Source organism: Sorangium sp. So ce128 (assembly GCF_051525245.1).
Lineage (GTDB): Bacteria > Myxococcota_A > Polyangia > Polyangiales > Polyangiaceae > Sorangium > Sorangium cellulosum_B.
Genome location: NZ_CP150313.1, coordinates 10,044,017 through 10,062,378, shown reverse-complemented (window position 1 = coordinate 10,062,378; position 18,362 = coordinate 10,044,017). Strand labels below are relative to the sequence as shown.

The window sequence follows — 18,362 nt, the reverse complement described above, 5'->3', positions numbered from 1 at the left end:
GCGCCAGGGAGCGCCGCGGCACGGTCGTGCGAGGGAGATCACTCGCCGCGACCGAGGAAGTCCATCAGCCAGGTCATTGCCGGCCGCATCGTGCCGTCCGGGTACAGGAGGCCCGTGCGGTCCCTCCAGGTGGAGCCGACGACGTAGCCCCAGAGGGTGATGCCCTTGACGGCGCTGTGGTTGTAGAACATCGGGAACTGCTCCTCCATCACCCTGCGCTGCTCGTCGTCGTCCGCGAGGTCGATGTCGTACTCGGTGATGTACACGGGCAGGCCCGTGGCGGCGAGCCTGTCGATGTAGCCCTTCACGGTGCTGGTGTCGATCTTGTACGCGTCGTGGGCCTCCGCGCCGAGGCCGTCGATCGGGGCGCCCGCCTCCAGCGCCGCCTTCACGATCTCGACGAAGTGGTTGTGATCGCTCTCGTACTCGATGTTGTTGTAGTCGTTGAGGATCAAGGTCGCGTCCGGGCAGAACTCGCGAGCCCACTTGAAGGAGTTGACGATCCAGTCATAGCCGCTCTCGCCGGCGCCTCCGATGGCGTTCATGAAGGGAGGCAAGGTGTGGGGCGGCGGCTCGTTGACGACGACGATGTACTTCGTGTCGGGGTACCGCTCGCAGAACGCCTGCATCCAGTCCCTCACGGCCTGCCGCTGCTCCTCCGCGGGGAGCCTCGTGAGCCACGCCGCCTGCGTGGCACCCCACACGAAGCTGTGCTGCATGAAGGGGATGTCGTTGTCCTGCGCGTACTCGTAGATCGCGTCGAGCCTGCTCCAGTCTCGAACGCCGCGGCTCGTCTCGACAGAGGGCCACTTGCCCTCGATCTCGGGCGTGATCTGGTTCCAGTGCTGGATGAAGCCGTCGCGCACCTGGCGGTTCGTCGTGATGTTGCCGACGAACTTGCCGGTGCTGCCGCTCGAGCCACCCGACCCGTCGCTGGAACCGCCAGCCCCGGAGCTGCTCGGTCCGGCGCCTCCGTTGCCACCGTCGCCGGAGCCGCCCGTACCAGAGCCCAGAGCGCCCGTGCTGCCCGTGCCAGCTCCGCCGGCGCCCGTTGCGCCGGCGCTGGCGCCATGGCCCCCCTCTCCCGTCGTGCCGCCCGCGCTCGACGAGCCGCTCGGGCCATCATCAGCCTTGTCCACCTTGCCAGAGCAGCCGGAGAGGGCCGCGATCCCGAGTGCGATCGAGGTTGTGCCGCACAGCCATCGAGAAGAACGGTTCTTGTTCATGCCAACCATCTGCAAGCTGAAGGATCGTGACCGGTGACTCCCGGAGCGGGAAGGCCGAGGGGAGCAGCGCGAGGTAGAGAGCATGCGCCCAGCGCCACGCACGCCGGACAGACCGGCCCCTGGAGTTCCCGTTGCCCCTCGGATCTATCACGACCCGTGCCGTGGAGCGATCCTCCACGGTCACGAGAGCGGGCGAACAGCGTGAGAAGCGACGCGGCGCGCCGCACCCTCGCGGCGCTGGCGCAGGCGCTGGCCTGGTCCTCGGCGCTGCGTCCGCGAAAGTGCTCTTGCGCGCTCCGACGTAGCCTACACGGGGGCTTCCGTGGGATCGCGCGCTCGGCGTTCTTACATTCGCTCGGGTCTCGCGGTAGAACGCGAGGTCCGTCAGGTAAGACAGCATGATCTACAGCTTCCCAAGCTATGTGCCCGGCATTGCGATCGCCGTCGCGGTGCTTGCCGCGTCGATCGGCGTGCTCCTGCTGTGGAGGCGTCAGCCGCTGGTGGTTGCCTTGATCGCATTCGGGGTTTCTGCGGTAGCGGGTGGCCTCTTCGCGCCGATGCTGGCGATGGATCGGGTCGTCCTCGACGACGAGAAGCTGGAGCAGACCACGGGGTTCTGGTTCGCGCCGACCGTGAAGGGATTTCGTCTCGCTGAGGTCGAGTCCATCGCGATTGGCACCGCCAGGGATAGAAAGAATCGCGAGATTGAGGTGTGGATTGTGAAGGGGAGGGACGGCCAGGTGCAAGAGATCGACCCTGGTGACCTCTGGGAGATGAACGGTCAGGACATCCTCCGGCGCCTGAGAGAAAAAGGGATCGACGTCAGGTGATGAGGAGAGGTTTGCTCGTCTCACGCTCGGTGTCGGCGATCGCCGCCGAGGCGCTGGGGTTGCGCGGCGCGCGGCGCCTGAGGCCTCAGCCGAGCCACGCCTCCGCGAGCGCCAGCAGCCGCGCGTTCTCGGGGACGTTCTCGAGGAAGCACCGCCGGATGTCCGCGTCCGGGATCCGGTCCGCGCGCGCGAGCAGGTCCGCGCGCGCCGCCGCCAGGGCCGCGCGCGCCTTGTCGGTCGACCCCGCTGCGTGGAGCGCCTCGACGTGCACCAGCGTGAGCCCGTCCGCCTCCGGGGGCCTGAGCCCGAGCGCTTGCAGGCGCCCCACGAGGTCCTCCGTGATCGCCGCGGCCTCGGCGGCGCGGCCTTGGGCGAGCCTCACCCGCGCGAGCACCGTTCTCGCCCAGTCATGGGCCAGCGAGGGCATCGCGAGCCCCTCGATCGCCGCGAGCGCCTCGCGCTCGGCCGCGACGAGGTCGCCGCGGCGGTAGAGCAGGCTCGCGTGCAGCAGGCGCGCCATTCTCTCGAAGAATCGATCCTGCTGCGCCGCGAGGGCGCTGGCGAGATCGACGATATCCGTGATCGCCTCGTCGAGCAGGCCGCGCGCGCAGCGCAGGACCGTGCGCCACCACCGGGCCATCCGTCCGCTCACGTCGGCTCGAGCGCTCCCCTCGGGCAGGAGGGGGCGCAGGATCTCCTCGGCGCGGTCGTGGACCCCGAGCTCGACGTAGGCCCCGGCGATGCTCACGCGCGCGTACTCCACCAGCAGTCGCATCCCTGCCGCGTCGAACGCGGCCTCGGCCTGGCGCAGGAGCTGGAGCGCCGCCCAGCCGTCAACGCAAAGATGGCGCGCCTCCTCCGCCTGCATCACGCGCCAGTGGCCGGACACAAGCAGATCTCGGCGGCCGAGCGATTCGTCGAGGCGCTCGAGCCTCGCGCGGTAGGCCTCAGCCAGGTCACGTCGCTCCACGAACATCAGCCACGACCAGGCAAAATACAGCGCTTGCGCGAAGGGTGCGGCCGCATCGGGCTCGGGGTCCATCGCGAGGAGCTCTCCAGAGACGAGCTCTATGCGCTCCGCCGAGCCGCACTCCTCCAGCGCGCTCCAGAGCAGCTTGGCCGTCGCCAGGCACCAGTTCCGGCTCCCCGGTCTGGCGAGGCGCCGCGCCTGCCTCGCCAGAGCGCCGGCTCGAGCCTTCTCCCCTATCCAGGAGAGCGCCTCGCACTGCAGAAGCCGCAGCGCCGCGTGGAGGTCGCCCTCGGCGCCGCACTGCACGCCGCGCTCCGCGCGCTCGATCGCCCCCGCGGTGTCGCCCCCGCGCAGCAGCAGCTCCGCCGCCTCCAGGTAGCGGGCAGCCGCCTGGGCGCGCTCGCCGCCGCGCTCCAGGTGCTCGGCGAGCACCCCGGGATCGCTCTCGCCCGCCGCCGTGAGCCACGCCGCGGCCAGCTTGTGCCCGAGCGCCCGATCGGCGTCGGTCAGGGTCGCGTACGCGCCCTCGCGCAGCAGCGCGTGGCGGAACGCCAGCTCCTCCTCGCCCGGAAAGCGGCTCTCGGCGCGCCGCTCGATCACCTCCCGCGCGACGAGCGACGCGAGCGCTCCGCTCACCGGCGAGGCGGGCTCGCCGCAGGGCAGGCGCAGCGCCTCGCCCGCCCAGATCGCCGCGCCCGTCACGGGCAGGGTCACGTCATCGCCCCCGGGCGGGGGGCCGCCCCAGGCCTGAGGGGCGAGATCGCCGCCGAGCAGGCCCCGCGCCCCGCCGGCCCAGAACACCTCGCCGAAGACGCTGGCCGCGCGCAGCACCCGCCGCTCCGCCGGATCGAGCGCGCTGATCCGCGCGTGCACCATGGCCAGCACGGTCTCGGGCAGCGCCTCGCCGCGCCCCTCGCTGACCGCGCGGAGGAGCTCCTCCAGATAGAACGGGTTGCCGGCCGCGCGCTCGACAAGCTCGGCGATCCTGGTCGCGCCCACGGCGTCGCCGAGCGCGTGCACGGCGAGCCGCTCGGCCGCGCGGCGCGGCAGCGGGGCGAGCCGGATCTCCTGGACGCTGCGCTCGGCCCACAGCCCGGGGAAGCGCTCGTGCACCTCGGGGCGCCCGAGCGCCAGCACGAAGAGCGGCCGATCCTCGAGCCGGCGCAGCGCCTCACCCAGGAGCCGCACCGAGGGCAGATCGCCCCAGTGCAGATCGTCGAGCGCCAGCAGGATCGGCCGGGCCTCGACCTCGGCGGCCACGAAGCGCTCGAAGGCGCGGGCGATCTGCTCCGCCATCGCCGCCGGGTGCTGGCGCGCCGCGCGGAGGGCGGGGCTCTCCTCGTCGGGGAAGGGCGCGCCCGCGATCTCGCCGAGCATCTCCGCGACGCGGCGCTGCTCGGCCTCGGGCACGCGCCGCGCGACCCGCGCCCGGATCCGCGCCTGCCGCTCGCCGAGCGGCGCGCCGGCCAGCGCGCCGCTGGCGCAGCGGATGGCCTCGCCCAGCACCCCGAAGGGCGCGCCCTCGCCCACCACGTCGGCGCGGCCCGTCCAGATCTCCACGTCGGGCCGGAGCGCGCGGATGCGCTGGAGCGCCTCGTCGCAGAGGCGCGACTTGCCGATGCCCGGCGGCCCGGTCACCAGCGCCGCCCGGGCGAGCCCCTCGCCGGCGCACTCCTCGAAGAGGTCCACGAGCGCGCGGAGCTCGCGGTCGCGGCCGACGCACGGGCTCTCTCGCCCGAGCAGCATGCGCGCGCCCCCGCCCGCCTCCCGCTCGCCGTGGAGCTCGAAGCCGGCCGGGCCGCGCCGCACCTCGAAGCGGGGGTCGAGCAGCGCCCGAGTCACCTCGTCGAGCATCGCGACGCCTGCCGCGGGCGGCGCGCTGGCCAACATGGTGGCGGCGCGATCGATGAGATCCCCGACCGGCGTCTGCCCGGTGAGCTCCGCGCGCCCGGTGACGACCGCGATCCGCGCCGCGCCCCCGCTGTCGTCGAGCAGCGGCCCCAGCACCATCGCGCACCGGGCCGCGCGCGCGGCCTGATCGGTCGCGCTCCCCTTGCTGTGGAGGCTCACCAGCACCCCGCCGCCGGCGAGCTGGTCCACCCGGCCGCCGAGACGGGAGATCGCCGCCTCGAGGCGCCCCCGCCGCGCCGCCGGCACCTCGGAGGGCAGCGTCTCGCCGGCCGCGCCGGCGGCGCCCGCCGGCACCTCGGAGGGCAGCGTCTCGCCGCCGGCCGCGCAGGCGGCGTCCGCTGGCGCGGCCATGACCAGCGAGAGCACGCGCTGCTCCCCCGCGGTGAGCGCCGCGCCGGGGACCGGCGCCGGCTCGCCGCCCTGCGCCCCGAGCGCGCGCAGCGCCGCGGCGACCTCGGCGGCGCTTGCTGGCCGTGCCGCCGGATCCTTGGCGAGCAGGCGTGCGACCAGCGCATCGAGCGCCGGCGGCACGTCGGGCCGGAGCTCGCGCACCCGCGGCGCGGGCTCGAGCAGCAGCCGCGCCAGCACCGCGAGGACGTCCGTCCCCGCGAAGGCTGGCCGGCCGGTGAGGCACTCGAAGAGCACGGCCCCCAGCGCGAAGACGTCGGCGCGCGCATCGGCGCGCTCGCCGCGCGCTTGCTCCGGGGCCAGGTAGCCCGGGGTGCCCATCACCACGCCGGTCCGGGTGTGCAGGCTCGTCGCGCCGCTGAGGCGCGCGATGCCGAAGTCGATGAGCTTGATGCGGCGCGGGTCGCCGCCGACGAGGAAGATGTTCGAGGGCTTGATATCGCGGTGGATCACGCCGTGTGCGTGCGCCGCGGCGAGCGCCTCGGCCGCGGCGAGGGCGAGGGCCACGCTGTCGTCCACGCCGAGGCCCGCGCGCGCGATCCGCGCGGCGAGGTCCTCGCCCTCGAGCCACTCCATGGCCAGCCAGCGCTGCCCCGCGTCGGTCACCCCCTGGGCGACGAAGCGCACGATGCCAGCGTGGCTCAGGCCGGCGAGGATGCGGCACTCCGCGGCAAAGCGCTCTTCCTGGCGGTCGCCCTCGCCCGCAAGGAGCTTGAGCGCGACCGGCTCGCCGCGGGCGCGATCGAGGGCGCGGTAGACGAAGCCCATGCCGCCCCGGCCAGCCTGGCGCTCGATCACGAAGCGCTGGGCGAGGAGGTCGCCCGGCTGTGCGCTGGCTGGCGGCAGCATGGCGAGAGGATGGGGCAGGGGTGCAGCGCGGTCGAGGGCGCGGCGCCGCAGCGGAGGTTCCCGGCGCGGCGCCGCTTCGAGCTGGCGGCCTTGGCGCCATGGTGGTTGTCCTGCTGAACCGGGGAAACCTCCCGTAGCAGCACCTGGAGCGCAGGCGAGATGCCCGGTCGGGCCGTGTTCGCTCAGCCGTCCGGCGTCTGAGCCGTGAGCAGGTACAGGCGCGTGAGGGGCCCCTGGACGACCGTGCTGCGCTCGAGCTCTTCGCTTGTGCGGCTCTCCGCGTTGATATCGTTCAGCGTGAGCAGCAGCCGATCGGATGTCGAAATCCCCAGCGTGTGGATGTGCCGTAAGCTCTGATGGGGGCGACTGCTACTTTCCGCCATGGCGCCGCCACCCCTGAGGTCGAGCTCTCCTCGGATTCTCCCGTGTGTTCGCGCCGGCTCGAAGGCGAGGCGAGGTTTCCGTTCGTGCGGGAGCTCATGGATCGCAGCGAGCTCAAGGGCCTACGTGAGGGCGAGCTCAAGGGCAAGAGGGACACGCTTCTGCGGCTGCTTGCGCGGGCAGGGATCATGCTCACCGAGCGCGAAAGTGCGCGCGTCCAGGCATGCACGGACATTGCTACTCTCGACCGCTGGCTCGATAACGTCCTTGGGGCGAAGACCGCCGCCGACGTGCTCTCCTGACGGTTGACGGCTGCGGCCAGATGTTATTCGAACGGCCGCTGCCTATTCCTTCCTCTCGATCGTCTTTTCGATGACGATCTTGTGCTGCCCAGCGCGTTCGAAGGGGGCGCCGCAACTCTGAATGGCAGCTCATGACTGACGAATGCTGCCAAGCTCCCTGTTGAGCGCAGCAGAACGTGTGATTGATGTCGCTCGGATCGGCTTTGAAGCCAGTCTTCGCGGCGAAGGACCACAGGCGGTCCTTGTTGGGTCGGCGATTGTTGGGTCAGGAGACGAATGGCGTGGTTGTTCTCCACGGCTCGGGCTCCTGCTGGTCATGGCGTGGATCTTCTTCGCGGACCGGTGACCATCCGCATCGAAGCCCAGCGTCGCCCAACGAAATGGCGTCTTGGCGCCGGTCGGAGAGCTGCTTGCTTCGCGAGCGCCTCAGCGCCAGCGCGCCAGCTCTTGAACGTTGATGCGATAGACCGGGCTGATCCGCCCCCGCTGCTCGGGATTCGGGCAACGCAGACCGGGGACGTCGTCGGACGAAGCCAGCTGGGGGAACATGTTCGCCAGCTGTCCCCTGTTCGGGCCGCCCGGCTTGCGGTTGTATTCCTGCAGCAGGAACGCCACGAACTCGGCTTCGGTCCACGCCGGGTCTTGCGAATCGAACGTGCTGAAGCGCGGCTCGCCGCCGACGTTGCCGAGATAGACGGCATTGGCACCCTGCCAGGTGGCGAAGGAGCTGTCGCGGTGGCGCTTCACGTAGTCTGGATGATTGTAGAAGTACACCCAATCGCCGGGGCGCAGCTGGTCGACGGAGTCCACCGCCAGCGCCACCCGCAGCTTGCTCACGCTGCCCTCGTCTCCCGGCGCGACTTGCACGATGTCCTCGGTGACCGCGTCGAGCGCCGCCGTGCCGACCGTCTTCATGAAGGCGCGCAAGAAGCAGATGTGCAGCGCGCTCATGCACTCGATGGCGATGGGATGGGCGTCGCAGGTGAACAGATCCTCGAGGGCGGCGGACGGGCTGAAGTCCTCGGTGTTGGCGAAGTTCATGGTGACCGAGTGGGCGGGGTGGTGGTCGTCGACGGGCGCGTCCGCCATCCACGACCGCTGCGGGAAGCGATAGACACCGCCATCCCATTCGTTGGCGTAGAGGAAGCGTCGATCCTGGCCCGGACGTCGCGCGGTGTTGAGCTCGCGGAGGCTGTCGATCATCCATTGGCCGAACAGAGCCTCTCGGTGCTCGACCACGCAGGTGCGGACAATGTCGACCAGGTCGCGCGCCCGGCCTTGCATGGGCTTCGAGCGGGCGTGGTTTCTCGCCAAGTCCAAGAGCAACCTGCCGCGATAGAGCCGGGCCCGGTCTGCGTACCGGGGCGGGATTTGACCTTGCTCGACCTTGGCCAGGCGCCGGAGCAGGATGCGCCGCTCGTTCTGGAGCTTTCGCGCCTTGTTGAGCACACGGCGGATGTGCTGGCGCTCGGTGGGCCAGTCGGTATTGCCGGGCGGGGCCGTTGTGTGGTCGAGACGGACGAGCTCCTCGTCGATCCGCTCGATGCGCCGCTGGCAGCGCGCGGCTGCCCGCAACAACGCCGCCACGGTCAACGGCACGCGCGCACCCGAACCGCCGCGCCACTTGCCCACGCAGCCGCGATCGGGCGCCGTCGCATCGCTTACCCGATCACCAGCTCGTCCGCGATGGCCTGCGCCTTGGCCTCGCTTGTCACATTCCGGGCGCGGAGCGTGGCGACGAGCGCCGCGTACTCCGGCTGTTCCTCGAACGAGTCGCCGAGCTCGAAGCACAGATCCACATAGCTGGTCACGTGGGCCTCGAGGTGAAGCCCGTGGCCCGCCGCCCGCTGGAGCTGCGCCTTCAGGCGCTCAATCAGCGTCTCGTCGTTCGTGCTCCAGACCTGCTCCGGATACATCACCCGCACGCGTTCGAGCAGGCGCGGCATGAGCTCGGCGTCCGGGCGCCGGGCCAGGAGCTTCATCTGCTCGCGCCGGATGGTCAGCACGACGCAATTACGACGGCTTCGTCGACCCGTGTCAAGGACGATAGGACGAGCAAGGCTGATCCTGCAAGCCCGACCCCGCCGAGCGCGCCTCCCCCTCGCGCCAACGACGGAAGGACCACGCCGCCGAGCCCTCCACGCCCAGCAAGGACCGGAGCGAGGCTCCGCGCCTGGACGAGCTCCGCGGCGAGCGTTCCCGTGCAACCGTTGGCGCCGTACAACACCCACACCCGCGGCACTGGAGTGGCCAGCAGGAAGCCGGGAAGCCGCTTGTCGGCTCGGAGGGCTGGCACGCCGGTTGCCTGTCTATGGCGTTGGCACACATGGAGTGGATGAAACCCGCGATTCGAGCGTCCTTCGGCCTGGTGCCGCGGCACAACGATCCGGGTTTGGCACACCGGCACACCAGACCCTGTGCCGCCAAAGGAGCAGGAAAATCCGTGCACACCCAACGAATTCTCTCCACCCTGGTCAGCGTTGGCTTGCTCGCGGCGTGTTCTGGTTCCACCGAACCGGGTGGGCCGGGCCCCGCCGGTCCCGGCGACGAGCGTCCCGCAGAGGTCGGAACCCAGGTACAGCTCGAGCTCAGCTCGGTCGCCGCGACCGAAGTCGAAGCCCAGGTGGCCACCGCCAAACAACACGACGCGGCGTCCCTCCAGGAGGCCTACGCGGTCTCGTTCTCGAACGATCTGGGCTACGGTCTCACGGACGTTCAGAACCTCGATCTGATCCAGAGATCAGAGCTGGGCCTGAATGACGCGGAGCTCAAGGTCCTGGCCGCGAACGGCTTCGTAGTTTCTAGCCGACTTGCCTATCCCAGCTTTCCCTACGCCTACGCTGCCATCTACGTGCACGATTTGCCGGTCTTCGTGAGCGGCGACATGGTGCTCGAAGCCATGCACCGTTCGTACGACGACATCTTGCAGGCCCTGGAACAGGCCGTCTTGATCCCGCGTGTCGCCCGCTTGCTCGACACGATGCGTGCTCGCCTGGCGTCCGGAAACTCCGGGCTCTCGGAGCAGGCAGCAGCCGACGCGGACTTCTACCTGACCGTCGCGCGCAGTCTGCTGATGGGAGCGCCCAGCGAACCCGTGGCGGGAGCCAGCAAAGCCGACGTCGCGTCCTTCCTGGCTCATGCCGAGGCGGCCGACGGAGAACAGCAAAGGTCCATCTTCGGCGTTCCGCGCCGCTTCGACTTCTCGCAATTCAAGCCTCGGGGCCACTACACGGACACGGTGGCGCTCGAGCGCTATTTCCGCGCCATGATGTGGATGGGACGCATCGATTTTCGGCTGATCGAGACCATGCCCAATGGTTCGCGCGTCTTCTGGCGCCGTCAGCTCGAGGCGGCGCTGGCGATGCGTGACTTGATGGATGCCGCGGCGCTGGAAGACTGGTCGGGCATCGATCGAACCATCACCGCGTTCGTTGGTGAGCACGACTACATGATCGTGCCCGAGCTGGACGAGCTGTTGCAGGGCCTGGGGGTGTCCGATGCGAGCGGGCTTGCTGCCATCGATGACACGACGATCGCTCAGGCGATCATCGAGGGGCGCTACGGCGAGCAGCGCATCGCGAGCCACATCATGCGAAAGGATGGCGGCGATTCCACGTTCCCGCTCAATGCGAGCTTTGCGTTCTTCGGGCAGCGCTACGTGATCGATAGTCACGTGTTCTCCAACGTGGTGTACGACCGCACCGCGACGCGCGTGGTCCCGAACCCGCTCGACGCCGCGTTCGCCGCCCTGAAGAACGACCACGCGGTGAGCCTGCTCGCGGGTGAGCTCGAAGAATGGAGCTACGCCGGCGATCTGGCGGCCGTTCGCGTCATCGCCGACGCCCACCCTCCATCGTACTGGGAAGGCAGCCTGTACACGTCCTGGCTCGGGGCGCTACAGACGCTCTCGGCGAACGCCACGACCCTGGGGCCAGCCGCGGAAGGTCTACCCAGCGTGGCGCGCAGCGAGGCGTGGGGGCGCCGTTTGCTGAACACTCAGCTCGGATCGTGGGCGCAGCTCAGGCACGACACGATCTTGTATGCCAAGCAGTCGTATACCGGCAGCAATGGCTGCGACTTTCCGGATGCGTACGTCGAGCCCTACCCCGAGCTGTTTCAAAGGATCGCCAAGTTCGCCGGCCAGGGCCAGGCCTTGGTCGATACCCTCGACTTCAGCTTGAACGGGAACGACACGTTGGCCGAGCAGGTGAGCGCCTACTTCGGCACCCTGTCGCGTATCGCGACCACCTTGAGTGAAATGGCGGAAGCGCAGCGGACGGGCATGCCGCACTCGGAGGAGCATCTGACCTTCATCAAGCAGGCAATTCACATCGAGGGCGGTGGCAGCGGTGACCCCTGGCAAACGGGCTGGTACAAGGATCTGTTCTTCGATCCCGTCGACGGCTTGAAGAGCGACCCGACCATCGCCGATGTGCACACGGACATCGGAGGCGACCTGCCGGTCCCGCGATCGCCGTCGGTGTTGCACGTGGGCACCGGCAATCCACGCATGATGGTCATGACGGTCGATACCTGTCAGGGGCCGCGCGCGTACGCGGGCGCGGTGTTCGCCTACCACGAGCACCTGGCGGAGGGCTTCACCCGACTCACCGACCAGGAATGGGCTCGGAAGCTGTATCAGGATCCGCCGGCCGATGTGCCGTGGATGGCGCCGGTGCTGGCGGAGTAGAAACCGGCGCGGCGAGGCCCAGCGCTGTGACAACCTGCGGTTCGACGCCCTCCGTCGACGTCGCTCCTCCTGGCGCCCTACGTCGAGATGGCCGACGACCTGGCGTCCCGTCGACGAGACCCCGCCAGGAAGCGCGGAGCCGTCCCGGCGCCCCCCGCCCGCGGCGGGCGACATGCCGCTCGCGCACGTGATGGGGTGGCGAATACGGCACGCCTCGAGGCTGCTCGAGGACGGGCGCCTGAGCATCCAGGACATCGAAGAACGGTGCCGTCGATTCATGGCGGGCTTGTCGTCCGGCGACGGGGCGCCGGGAACCGGCGAGGCGCCACCGTCATGAGGATGGCCGCCTCGACTCCTTCTCGTGCGCGTCTTCCGGCCTCGCTCCGCTTTCGGGTCCGCGCTGGTACGCCCCCGGGGTGCCGCCGGTCACGCGCCGGAAAGCGCGCGTGAACGAGATGGCCGAGTCGTAGCCGACGCGATGGGCAACCTCGGCGATGGGGATGCCCTCCCGCAGGAGCCCGCGCGCGCGGTCCATCCGGACCCGCGTCAGGTACTCGAGCGGCGTCTGGCCCACCGTGCTCCGGAACCTCTCCGCGAAAGCGGAGCGAGACATCCGCGCGCTGCGCGCGAGGTCGTCGATCGTCCAGCCGCGCGCGAGGTCCTCGTGCATGTCGCCGAGCGGGCGCGCGAGCTGCGTGTCGGCGATCGCCGCGAGGACGCCCCTCCTCGGCCCCTCGCCGGTCTGGAGGTAGGCCCGGACCGCCGAGATGAAGAGCGCCTCGGCGAGGCGGCGGATGATCGGGATCGATCCGATCTCCGACGAGCAGACCTCTAGGCGCAACAGCTCGATGAGCGACTGGAGGCCGTGGCTCCGGTTCTGATCGATGCGCAGGTGGATGAAGCGCGGGAGCGCGACGAGGAGAGGCTCGCCCTCCGTCGGATCCACGTCGAAGGCCACGCTCACCAGCGTGGAGCGCGCGCCTCCGCCTCCGTAGCGGATCAGATAGCCGTCTCGGCGATCCTCGAGATCGGTGCAGTCCACGGTCGCGGAGTCCAGCGAATCGGACAGCACGTAGGGCTCGCCATCCAGAACGAGGAAGAGATCGTGTGCGCCGAGCAGCCTCGGCTCCGGGAGCGCGCGCGTTCGCAGCCAGCACGATCCCGCGACGATGAGCACGAACTTGATGGGGCCGCGGTGCGCGACGCGGTGTCCCCACGGCGCCGACGCCTCGAAGCGCGTGCACAGGGCGCTCTCGACGTGCAGCGAATGAAAGAGTCGGCTGAGGGCGTCCATCGCCTCGCTCCTCCAGCGCCCGTCAGGCGCCCCATCTGGACGATCGGTTTATTTTTCTGATGTTTCAGGCATAGTAAGTCTACCTGCATGGACGTACGGTGCAATGGCGAACGGGCGGCGAACACGGGCCGCCGTCCCGCCGACGGGCGGCGAGCAGCGCTCGCGCGCCGCCAGCGACCGAAGAGCGCCCGGAGAGAAGAACGATCATGCGGATGATTTCCACGCGGCGAATCGCGTCCATCGCGGCCTCACTCCTGCTGCTCGGAGGCGCTCTCACCCTCCCCGCCGCGTGCGCCGCCCCGGCCCCGCCGAGCAGCAGCGCTCCGAAGAGCCCGGCGGCTCCGGAGCAGCCCGCCGCGACGCCGGCGGCACCGGCGCCGTCTCCGGCGGCGAGCGCGCTGATTCCGTCCGGCGGCGAGAGGCGTCAGGCGGGCTTCTATCACACGCGTGTAGGCGACATCGACGTGACCGTGCTTTCCGACGGCACGTTCGGCCTGGATATCTCGAATGGCCTCGTCCTCAACGCCAAGCCGGGTGAGGTCGACAAGCTCCTCGCGCAATCCTTCCAGAGGTCGCCGATCGACGTGTCCTTCAACACCTTCCTGATCCACAGGAACGGCAGGACGATCCTCGTCGACACCGGGTGCGCAGAGCTCATGGGCCCCACGACCGGGAAGCTCCCCGCGTCGTTCTCTGCGGTGGGTGTGAGCGCCGAGAGCGTCACCGACGTCTTCCTCACGCACGTTCACCCGGATCACTCCGGCGGGCTCGTGATCGGCGGGAAGAGGGCCTTCCCGAACGCCACCGTCCACCTGAACCAGAAGGATCTCGACTACTGGATGGACAAGGCGGCCGCCGCGAAGTCCTCGGGGATGCAAGCCCAGTTCTTCGCCGCGGCGCAAGCCACGTTGCAGCCGTACCTCGACGCCGGGCGAGTGAAGCCGTTCACCGGAGCGGCCGAGTTCTTTCCGGGGTTCCGCGCGGAGCCGGCATACGGCCACACGCCCGGTCACACGCTGTACGCTCTCGAGAGCGGCGGCCAGAGGCTCCTCCTGTGGGGCGACCTCGTTCACATCATGGCCGTTCAGTTCGACGATCCCTCGGTGGCGGTGGCCTTCGACGTGAACGCGCCGATGGCCGTGGAAACGCGCAAGAAGGCGCTCGCCGACGCGGCCGACAAGGGCTACCTCGTCGCGCACACCCACGCCCCGTTTCCCGGGCTGGGCCATGTCCGGAGAGACGGAGAGTCCTACCGCTGGGTGCCCGCCCCTTACGTCGACGACGCGAAGAGGAAGTAGCGCGACGCCGCGAGGACGCACGGACGGGCTCACCCCCGCGGATGGATAACGCGCATGGGGGAAGGGGGCCGTCCGGGCATCCCCCTAGTCCCCGGTTTTCTTGGCGCCCTTGACGGCTTGGGGGTTTGCTTCCCCGGCCGACTTCCCGCAGTAGAGCTAGTCATTCTGCCTCCTCGGTAGAACTTGTGGGTGAGCCATCCGGGCTCCGGCAGGTCCCCGAGCGCGTGGTAGAGGGCGATCTCCGCGTGTTCGTAGGTCCGAACCCCATCCTTCGCGTGGACGCCCTGGAGCGCCCGGCGTCGCGCGGGTATCCTGCGCGCGGACGCGGGGCCGGCAGCACACCCGGAGCGCGGAGGGCGTGGCCTCTGCGCGGTGGGCCCGATCCAGGGCGGCAGGAGCCATGACGAACCGAGCGCGATGGGATCGGTGGGCCGCGCGGCTGCTGGAGACGAAGGCAACGATGCGTCGCCTGCGCCGCCGCACGGCGGCCCTCGCCGGGCTCGCCGCCCTGGGCCTCGGGCACGCCCAGCCCGCCTCGGCGACCCAGCTCCGCTTCACGACGACGACGCCGGGCGGCATCGTCGCCACCGGGAACACGCTGGGGCTCAGCAAGCAACTCAGTGCGAACGGGCCTGGCGCGGTGGGCTCGATCGGGACGTTCCTCTCGCTCGACGGCAGCGTCGACGACACGCCGCCGAACGCCGCGAACCCGTGGCCTGCGGGGACCACGGCGGACTGGAGGCAGAACGGGTCGGCGGCGGAGCTGGTCCTGCCGGACGAGCTCGACGTTCTCTACGCGGAGCTCATCTGGGGCGGCAGCTACAAATACGGCGACGATGTCACCGCGTTCCTTGGCACCCCCGTGACGCTGAGCACGGGCGGCGCGTCGATGGCCGCGTCGCCGGACGAGGCGACCTCGGTGACGCTCGCCGGGACGAGCGCGAGCGGGTTCTCCGTGAACTACTACCTGCGGTCGGCCAACGTGACAGCGTTCGTGCAGGCCCACGGCGCCGGGGCGTACGAGGTGCGCGGCGTGCCGGGCACGCAAAACGAGACGAACAACGCGCTGAACGCCGCCGGGTGGACGCTCGTCGTGGCGTACCGCGACGGAACGCAGCCCGTGCGCAACCTGTCGGTGCTCGTCGGCGGATCGTTCGTCGACGAGGACACCCAGCAGGACTACGTGGTGAGCGGCTTCTGCGCGCCGCCCTCGGGGCCGATCGAGGGGAAGGTCGCGATGGGCGCGATCGCGGGGGACGCGACCCACACCGGCGATCAGCTCCTGCTCGCGCCGACGGCGGCCGACGTGTTCGTGAGCCTGTCGGGCGGCAACAACCCCGCCGATAACTTCTTCTGCTCGCAGCTCAACGACGCGGACGGCAAGCTCGACACGCGGGGCACGTTCGGCAGCGCGAACCAGGACGCGATCGCCGGGGTCAACGTCTCCGGCGGGCGCCAGGGGTGGGACGTCACCACGGTGCCCGTGAGCTCGGCGGGCGGGCAGCTCGTCGCGGGGCAGCGGTCGGCGGTGATACGGACGATCACGACGGGCGACTCGTTCATGCCGGCGCTCGCCGCGTTCCAGATCGACGTCAACGCGCCGAGCTTCACCGGCGGGGCCTCGTCGCTCCGCACGAGCGCGGATGTCGTCGAGGTCGGTGACGCGCTCACCGTGACCGTGACGCTCGACAACCAGGGGCACGCCGCGGCGACGAACGTGCGTTTCAAGGTCCCGCTCCAGGGTGGGCTCGCGCTCCAGCGCTTCACGACCGACGGGGTCGCGGGCGACGCGCGGGGCGCGCCGGTCGCGGCGGGCGATCTGATGGCGGGCGTCGACGCGGGGGACCTCGCGCCGGGCGAGCAGCGCACGGTCGTCCTCGAGCTCGACGTGGTGGGCCCGCCGCAGGGGAGCGCGTTCTCGCTCCGCCCGACATGGGGCTACGAGTTCGTCTCCTGCCAGGGCGAGCCGCCGCTGAGCGAGAGCTACGGCAACTTCGCGACCGTCCGCTTCGAGGGAGAGCCCGGCGGGGGCGGCGGGGGCGGCGGCGAGGGCGTGTCCTCCGGCGGGGGCGGCGGCGAGGCGGGCAGCGCGGGCGAGGGGGGCGCGGGCGCGGCGCCCCCGGGCGACTCCGGGGACGCGGGCTCGGACGGCGGCTGCGGCTGCGCGACGCCCGGGCAGAGCGGGCGCGCCAGCGCGTCGATCGCGGGCGCCGCGCTCCTTGCGCTGGCCGCCGCGACCCGCCGCCGGCGCGCGCAGCTGAGGGAAGCCAAAGATGAGCCAGCAAGAATACGCATCCAGAGAGTTCCGCCGTAGGATCGGCGCTTCCCAGGTGGTCGTCCGCTGTGGCGCCGATCTCGAATTGCAAGCTGAGACGCTCCTCGATGTCGTGGCCAGGTGCCACGAGGGAGGTACTGCGCTGAACGATGGGGCAACCGTGGAACTCGGAGATATTCCCTTCACGCTGCGCCACGTGGGTGGCGAGGTCGTCGTGCACGAGCCAGATTTCAAGGGCAGCCCACCACGCGATGCCGTTCCTGGGGCGGACCAAGCCCTGCGAATTCTCTACGAGCAAGAGGCGGTCGTGAAGCGTGTCGGTGCCAAGCGGTCAAGCGCGCCACTCCGTGCCCTGGTAAGGATGGAGAAGAGTAGTCTGAGGTCACTCCGCGTCTGTCTACGTCGCATGGCTCCGAGCGATCTCCGGGATTCCGGCTGGACCATCGGTGCGTCGCGCGATCCCGCCGGACCGCCGGAGGCTATCGTCATGACGACGGTGTCAGAGATATTCCGCGTGCGCCCCTGGTTGGGAAAGGTCCTGACGCTGCCACCTGGATACCGCGCGGTGGTCGACTTCCACGACATCGAGTCTATCGAGGCCGACACCGGCGAGCACGTCTGGATAATCGATCCATTGATGCTGGCGCACCTCTCGCGATCGGCGCTGAAGGAGAGGAGGCTCGCCGATCTCGAGCGGACGGTGAACGCGCTGCTCGAGTCCACCACAACGGAGATCGGGAGCCTTCGCCCGCTTCGCCAGCTCGCGCGGCGATGGGGAGGTGGCCCCTGGATGGCGTACGCCAACGCGCTCACCGCGCTGACCCGCCTGAAGCATGACGAGGACAAGGCCGTGGAGGTCCGCTCTCTCGTGGAAGACCTTAATACTGCGCTCTCACCGGGTGGAGGGCTCGCTGGGGAAGAGGCACCGTTCGCGATCACCGAGAATTTCACCACGCTCTATCGCAACCATTGGCGGGTTGAAGCGGCGGAAGTGCTCGAGGGCCTGCTCGCTCCAGGCTCGGGCCAGCATGCAGCGCTTCTCTTCCAGCGCGCCGTGCTTGCCAGTGACGCGGGGGATCATGCGGGCACCGTCGAGGCGCTGCGACGCTCGGTCGCGATCGAGCCACGCTCGCCCACCTTGTGGTTCCTTCTCGGGACAGCCCTGCTCGAAGCCTCGACGCTCGAGGAGACTCCCACCGTCCTCCTCGATCCAGCGGGTGAAATAGTCGAGGCTTTCGACCGCGCGCTCACGCTCCTCGATGTCAGGGACACGCTGACGGTGGATCACTGCGTCCGCGCCCTCGATCACCGATATCTGGGAGCAGACTGGACGCTGGTGGATCTTCTCCGCAAGCGCACCGTAGCGCTCCGCGATGCGGGTCGACTCGACGAAGCACTGGCGTCGGCTAACCGCCTCGTCGCCGCCGCCCCGGATGAACCGCGATCATGGGAAATCCTGGGCACTGTGCTGTTCGAGCTCAGTCGTCACGACGACGTGATCAACGCTTATAGCGCGGCCATCGGATGCAGCGTGCAGGCGCCTCCAGAGCACTCGATATTGGCACGCCATTTCGCGAGCCCATGGTATAACCGCGCCGCGGTGTACGCTCTGCTGGGCCAGCGCGCTGAGGCTATTGCCGATCTCAGGCAAGCCCTCGCTGTTGCGCCCAGTTGGGCCGAAGTCGTGCTCTTCGACGAGCGCTTCAAGGGGCTCACTGCGGACGGTGAGCTCCAGCGCCTCGTTGAGGAAGGGCGTGCGGCGGCTCAGGCGTGCCAACAGCAGAATCTCGACGATGGGTAAGCTGAAACGGGCACAGATGTCTGCGTTGACCTCCGAGCGCAGATTCAGCGCGCCGTCTTCGACGCGGAGTCCGGTCAGTGCCTCCTGCCCCGGATCGCCGAGAGCTGGACCTGGGTCCCGTTCAGCA

The 18,362-nt window shown here is 69.9% G+C and carries 12 protein-coding genes; 6 read left to right on the top strand and 6 right to left on the bottom strand.

Features of this window, described 5'->3' with window-relative positions; all coding sequences use genetic code 11:
• Positions 1-38: 38 nt before the first annotated feature.
• Positions 39-1,226, bottom strand: a complete 1,188-nt coding sequence (locus tag WME82_RS38165) for an endo-1,4-beta-xylanase (RefSeq protein WP_438039359.1) — start codon at positions 1,224-1,226, stop codon at positions 39-41.
• 398 nt (positions 1,227-1,624) lie between these two features.
• Here WME82_RS38165 and WME82_RS38160 point away from each other — a divergent pair, with 398 nt between their 5' ends.
• On the top strand, positions 1,625-2,056 hold the full coding sequence (locus WME82_RS38160; protein ID WP_438039358.1) for a hypothetical protein: 432 nt from the start codon (positions 1,625-1,627) through the stop codon (positions 2,054-2,056).
• An 85-nt stretch (positions 2,057-2,141) separates the two neighbouring features.
• On the opposite strand, the gene WME82_RS38155 is transcribed toward WME82_RS38160, so the two are convergent.
• Both WME82_RS38155 and WME82_RS38150 read right to left on the bottom strand, forming a co-directional pair.
• Positions 2,142-6,194, bottom strand: coding sequence for a serine/threonine-protein kinase (locus WME82_RS38155; RefSeq protein WP_438039357.1), 4,053 nt, complete (start codon positions 6,192-6,194; stop codon positions 2,142-2,144).
• 182 nt (positions 6,195-6,376) lie between these two features.
• Positions 6,377-6,577: a hypothetical protein gene (locus WME82_RS38150; protein WP_438039356.1), complete on the bottom strand. Its 201-nt coding sequence runs from the start codon at positions 6,575-6,577 to the stop codon at positions 6,377-6,379.
• A gap of 42 nt (positions 6,578-6,619) precedes the next feature.
• On the opposite strand from WME82_RS38150, the gene WME82_RS38145 reads away from it, so the two are divergent.
• A complete protein-coding gene (locus tag WME82_RS38145; protein ID WP_438039355.1) occupies positions 6,620-6,877 on the top strand; it encodes a hypothetical protein in 258 nt (85 codons plus the stop codon).
• Positions 6,878-7,303: 426 nt separating this feature from the next.
• Here WME82_RS38145 and WME82_RS38140 read toward each other — a convergent pair whose 3' ends face one another.
• Together WME82_RS38140 and WME82_RS38135 are read right to left on the bottom strand one after the other, a co-directional pair.
• Entirely contained in the window at positions 7,304-8,509 is a 1,206-nt protein-coding gene (locus tag WME82_RS38140; RefSeq protein WP_438039354.1) for a hypothetical protein, read from the bottom strand.
• Positions 8,510-8,538: 29 nt separating this feature from the next.
• Complete coding sequence (locus WME82_RS38135) at positions 8,539-8,883, bottom strand: hypothetical protein (RefSeq protein ID WP_438039353.1); 345 nt, start codon at positions 8,881-8,883, stop codon at positions 8,539-8,541.
• A 329-nt stretch (positions 8,884-9,212) separates the two neighbouring features.
• Here WME82_RS38135 and WME82_RS38130 point away from each other — a divergent pair, with 329 nt between their 5' ends.
• A complete protein-coding gene (locus tag WME82_RS38130) occupies positions 9,213-11,567 on the top strand; it encodes a DUF3160 domain-containing protein (protein WP_438039352.1) in 2,355 nt (784 codons plus the stop codon).
• A 331-nt stretch (positions 11,568-11,898) separates the two neighbouring features.
• Here WME82_RS38130 and WME82_RS38125 read toward each other — a convergent pair whose 3' ends face one another.
• Positions 11,899-12,861 carry an AraC family transcriptional regulator gene (locus WME82_RS38125; RefSeq protein WP_438039351.1) on the bottom strand — a complete coding sequence of 321 codons (963 nt, stop codon included), beginning with the start codon at positions 12,859-12,861 and terminating at the stop codon, positions 11,899-11,901.
• A 206-nt stretch (positions 12,862-13,067) separates the two neighbouring features.
• Between WME82_RS38125 and WME82_RS38120 the strand changes: the two genes are divergently transcribed.
• The 3 genes from WME82_RS38120 (at position 13,068) to WME82_RS38110 (ending at position 18,235) form a co-directional block, all read left to right on the top strand.
• Positions 13,068-14,159 (top strand): MBL fold metallo-hydrolase, encoded by a 1,092-nt coding sequence (locus WME82_RS38120; protein WP_438039350.1) that lies wholly within the window; start codon positions 13,068-13,070, stop codon positions 14,157-14,159.
• Between the two features lie 400 nt (positions 14,160-14,559).
• Positions 14,560-16,473, top strand: a complete 1,914-nt coding sequence (locus WME82_RS38115; protein WP_438039349.1) for an MYXO-CTERM sorting domain-containing protein — start codon at positions 14,560-14,562, stop codon at positions 16,471-16,473.
• Positions 16,433-18,235 carry a tetratricopeptide repeat protein gene (locus WME82_RS38110; RefSeq protein WP_438039348.1) on the top strand — a complete coding sequence of 601 codons (1,803 nt, stop codon included), beginning with the start codon at positions 16,433-16,435 and terminating at the stop codon, positions 18,233-18,235. Before WME82_RS38115 ends, WME82_RS38110 begins: the two co-directional genes overlap by 41 nt.
• The last annotated feature ends 127 nt before the right edge of the window (positions 18,236-18,362 follow it).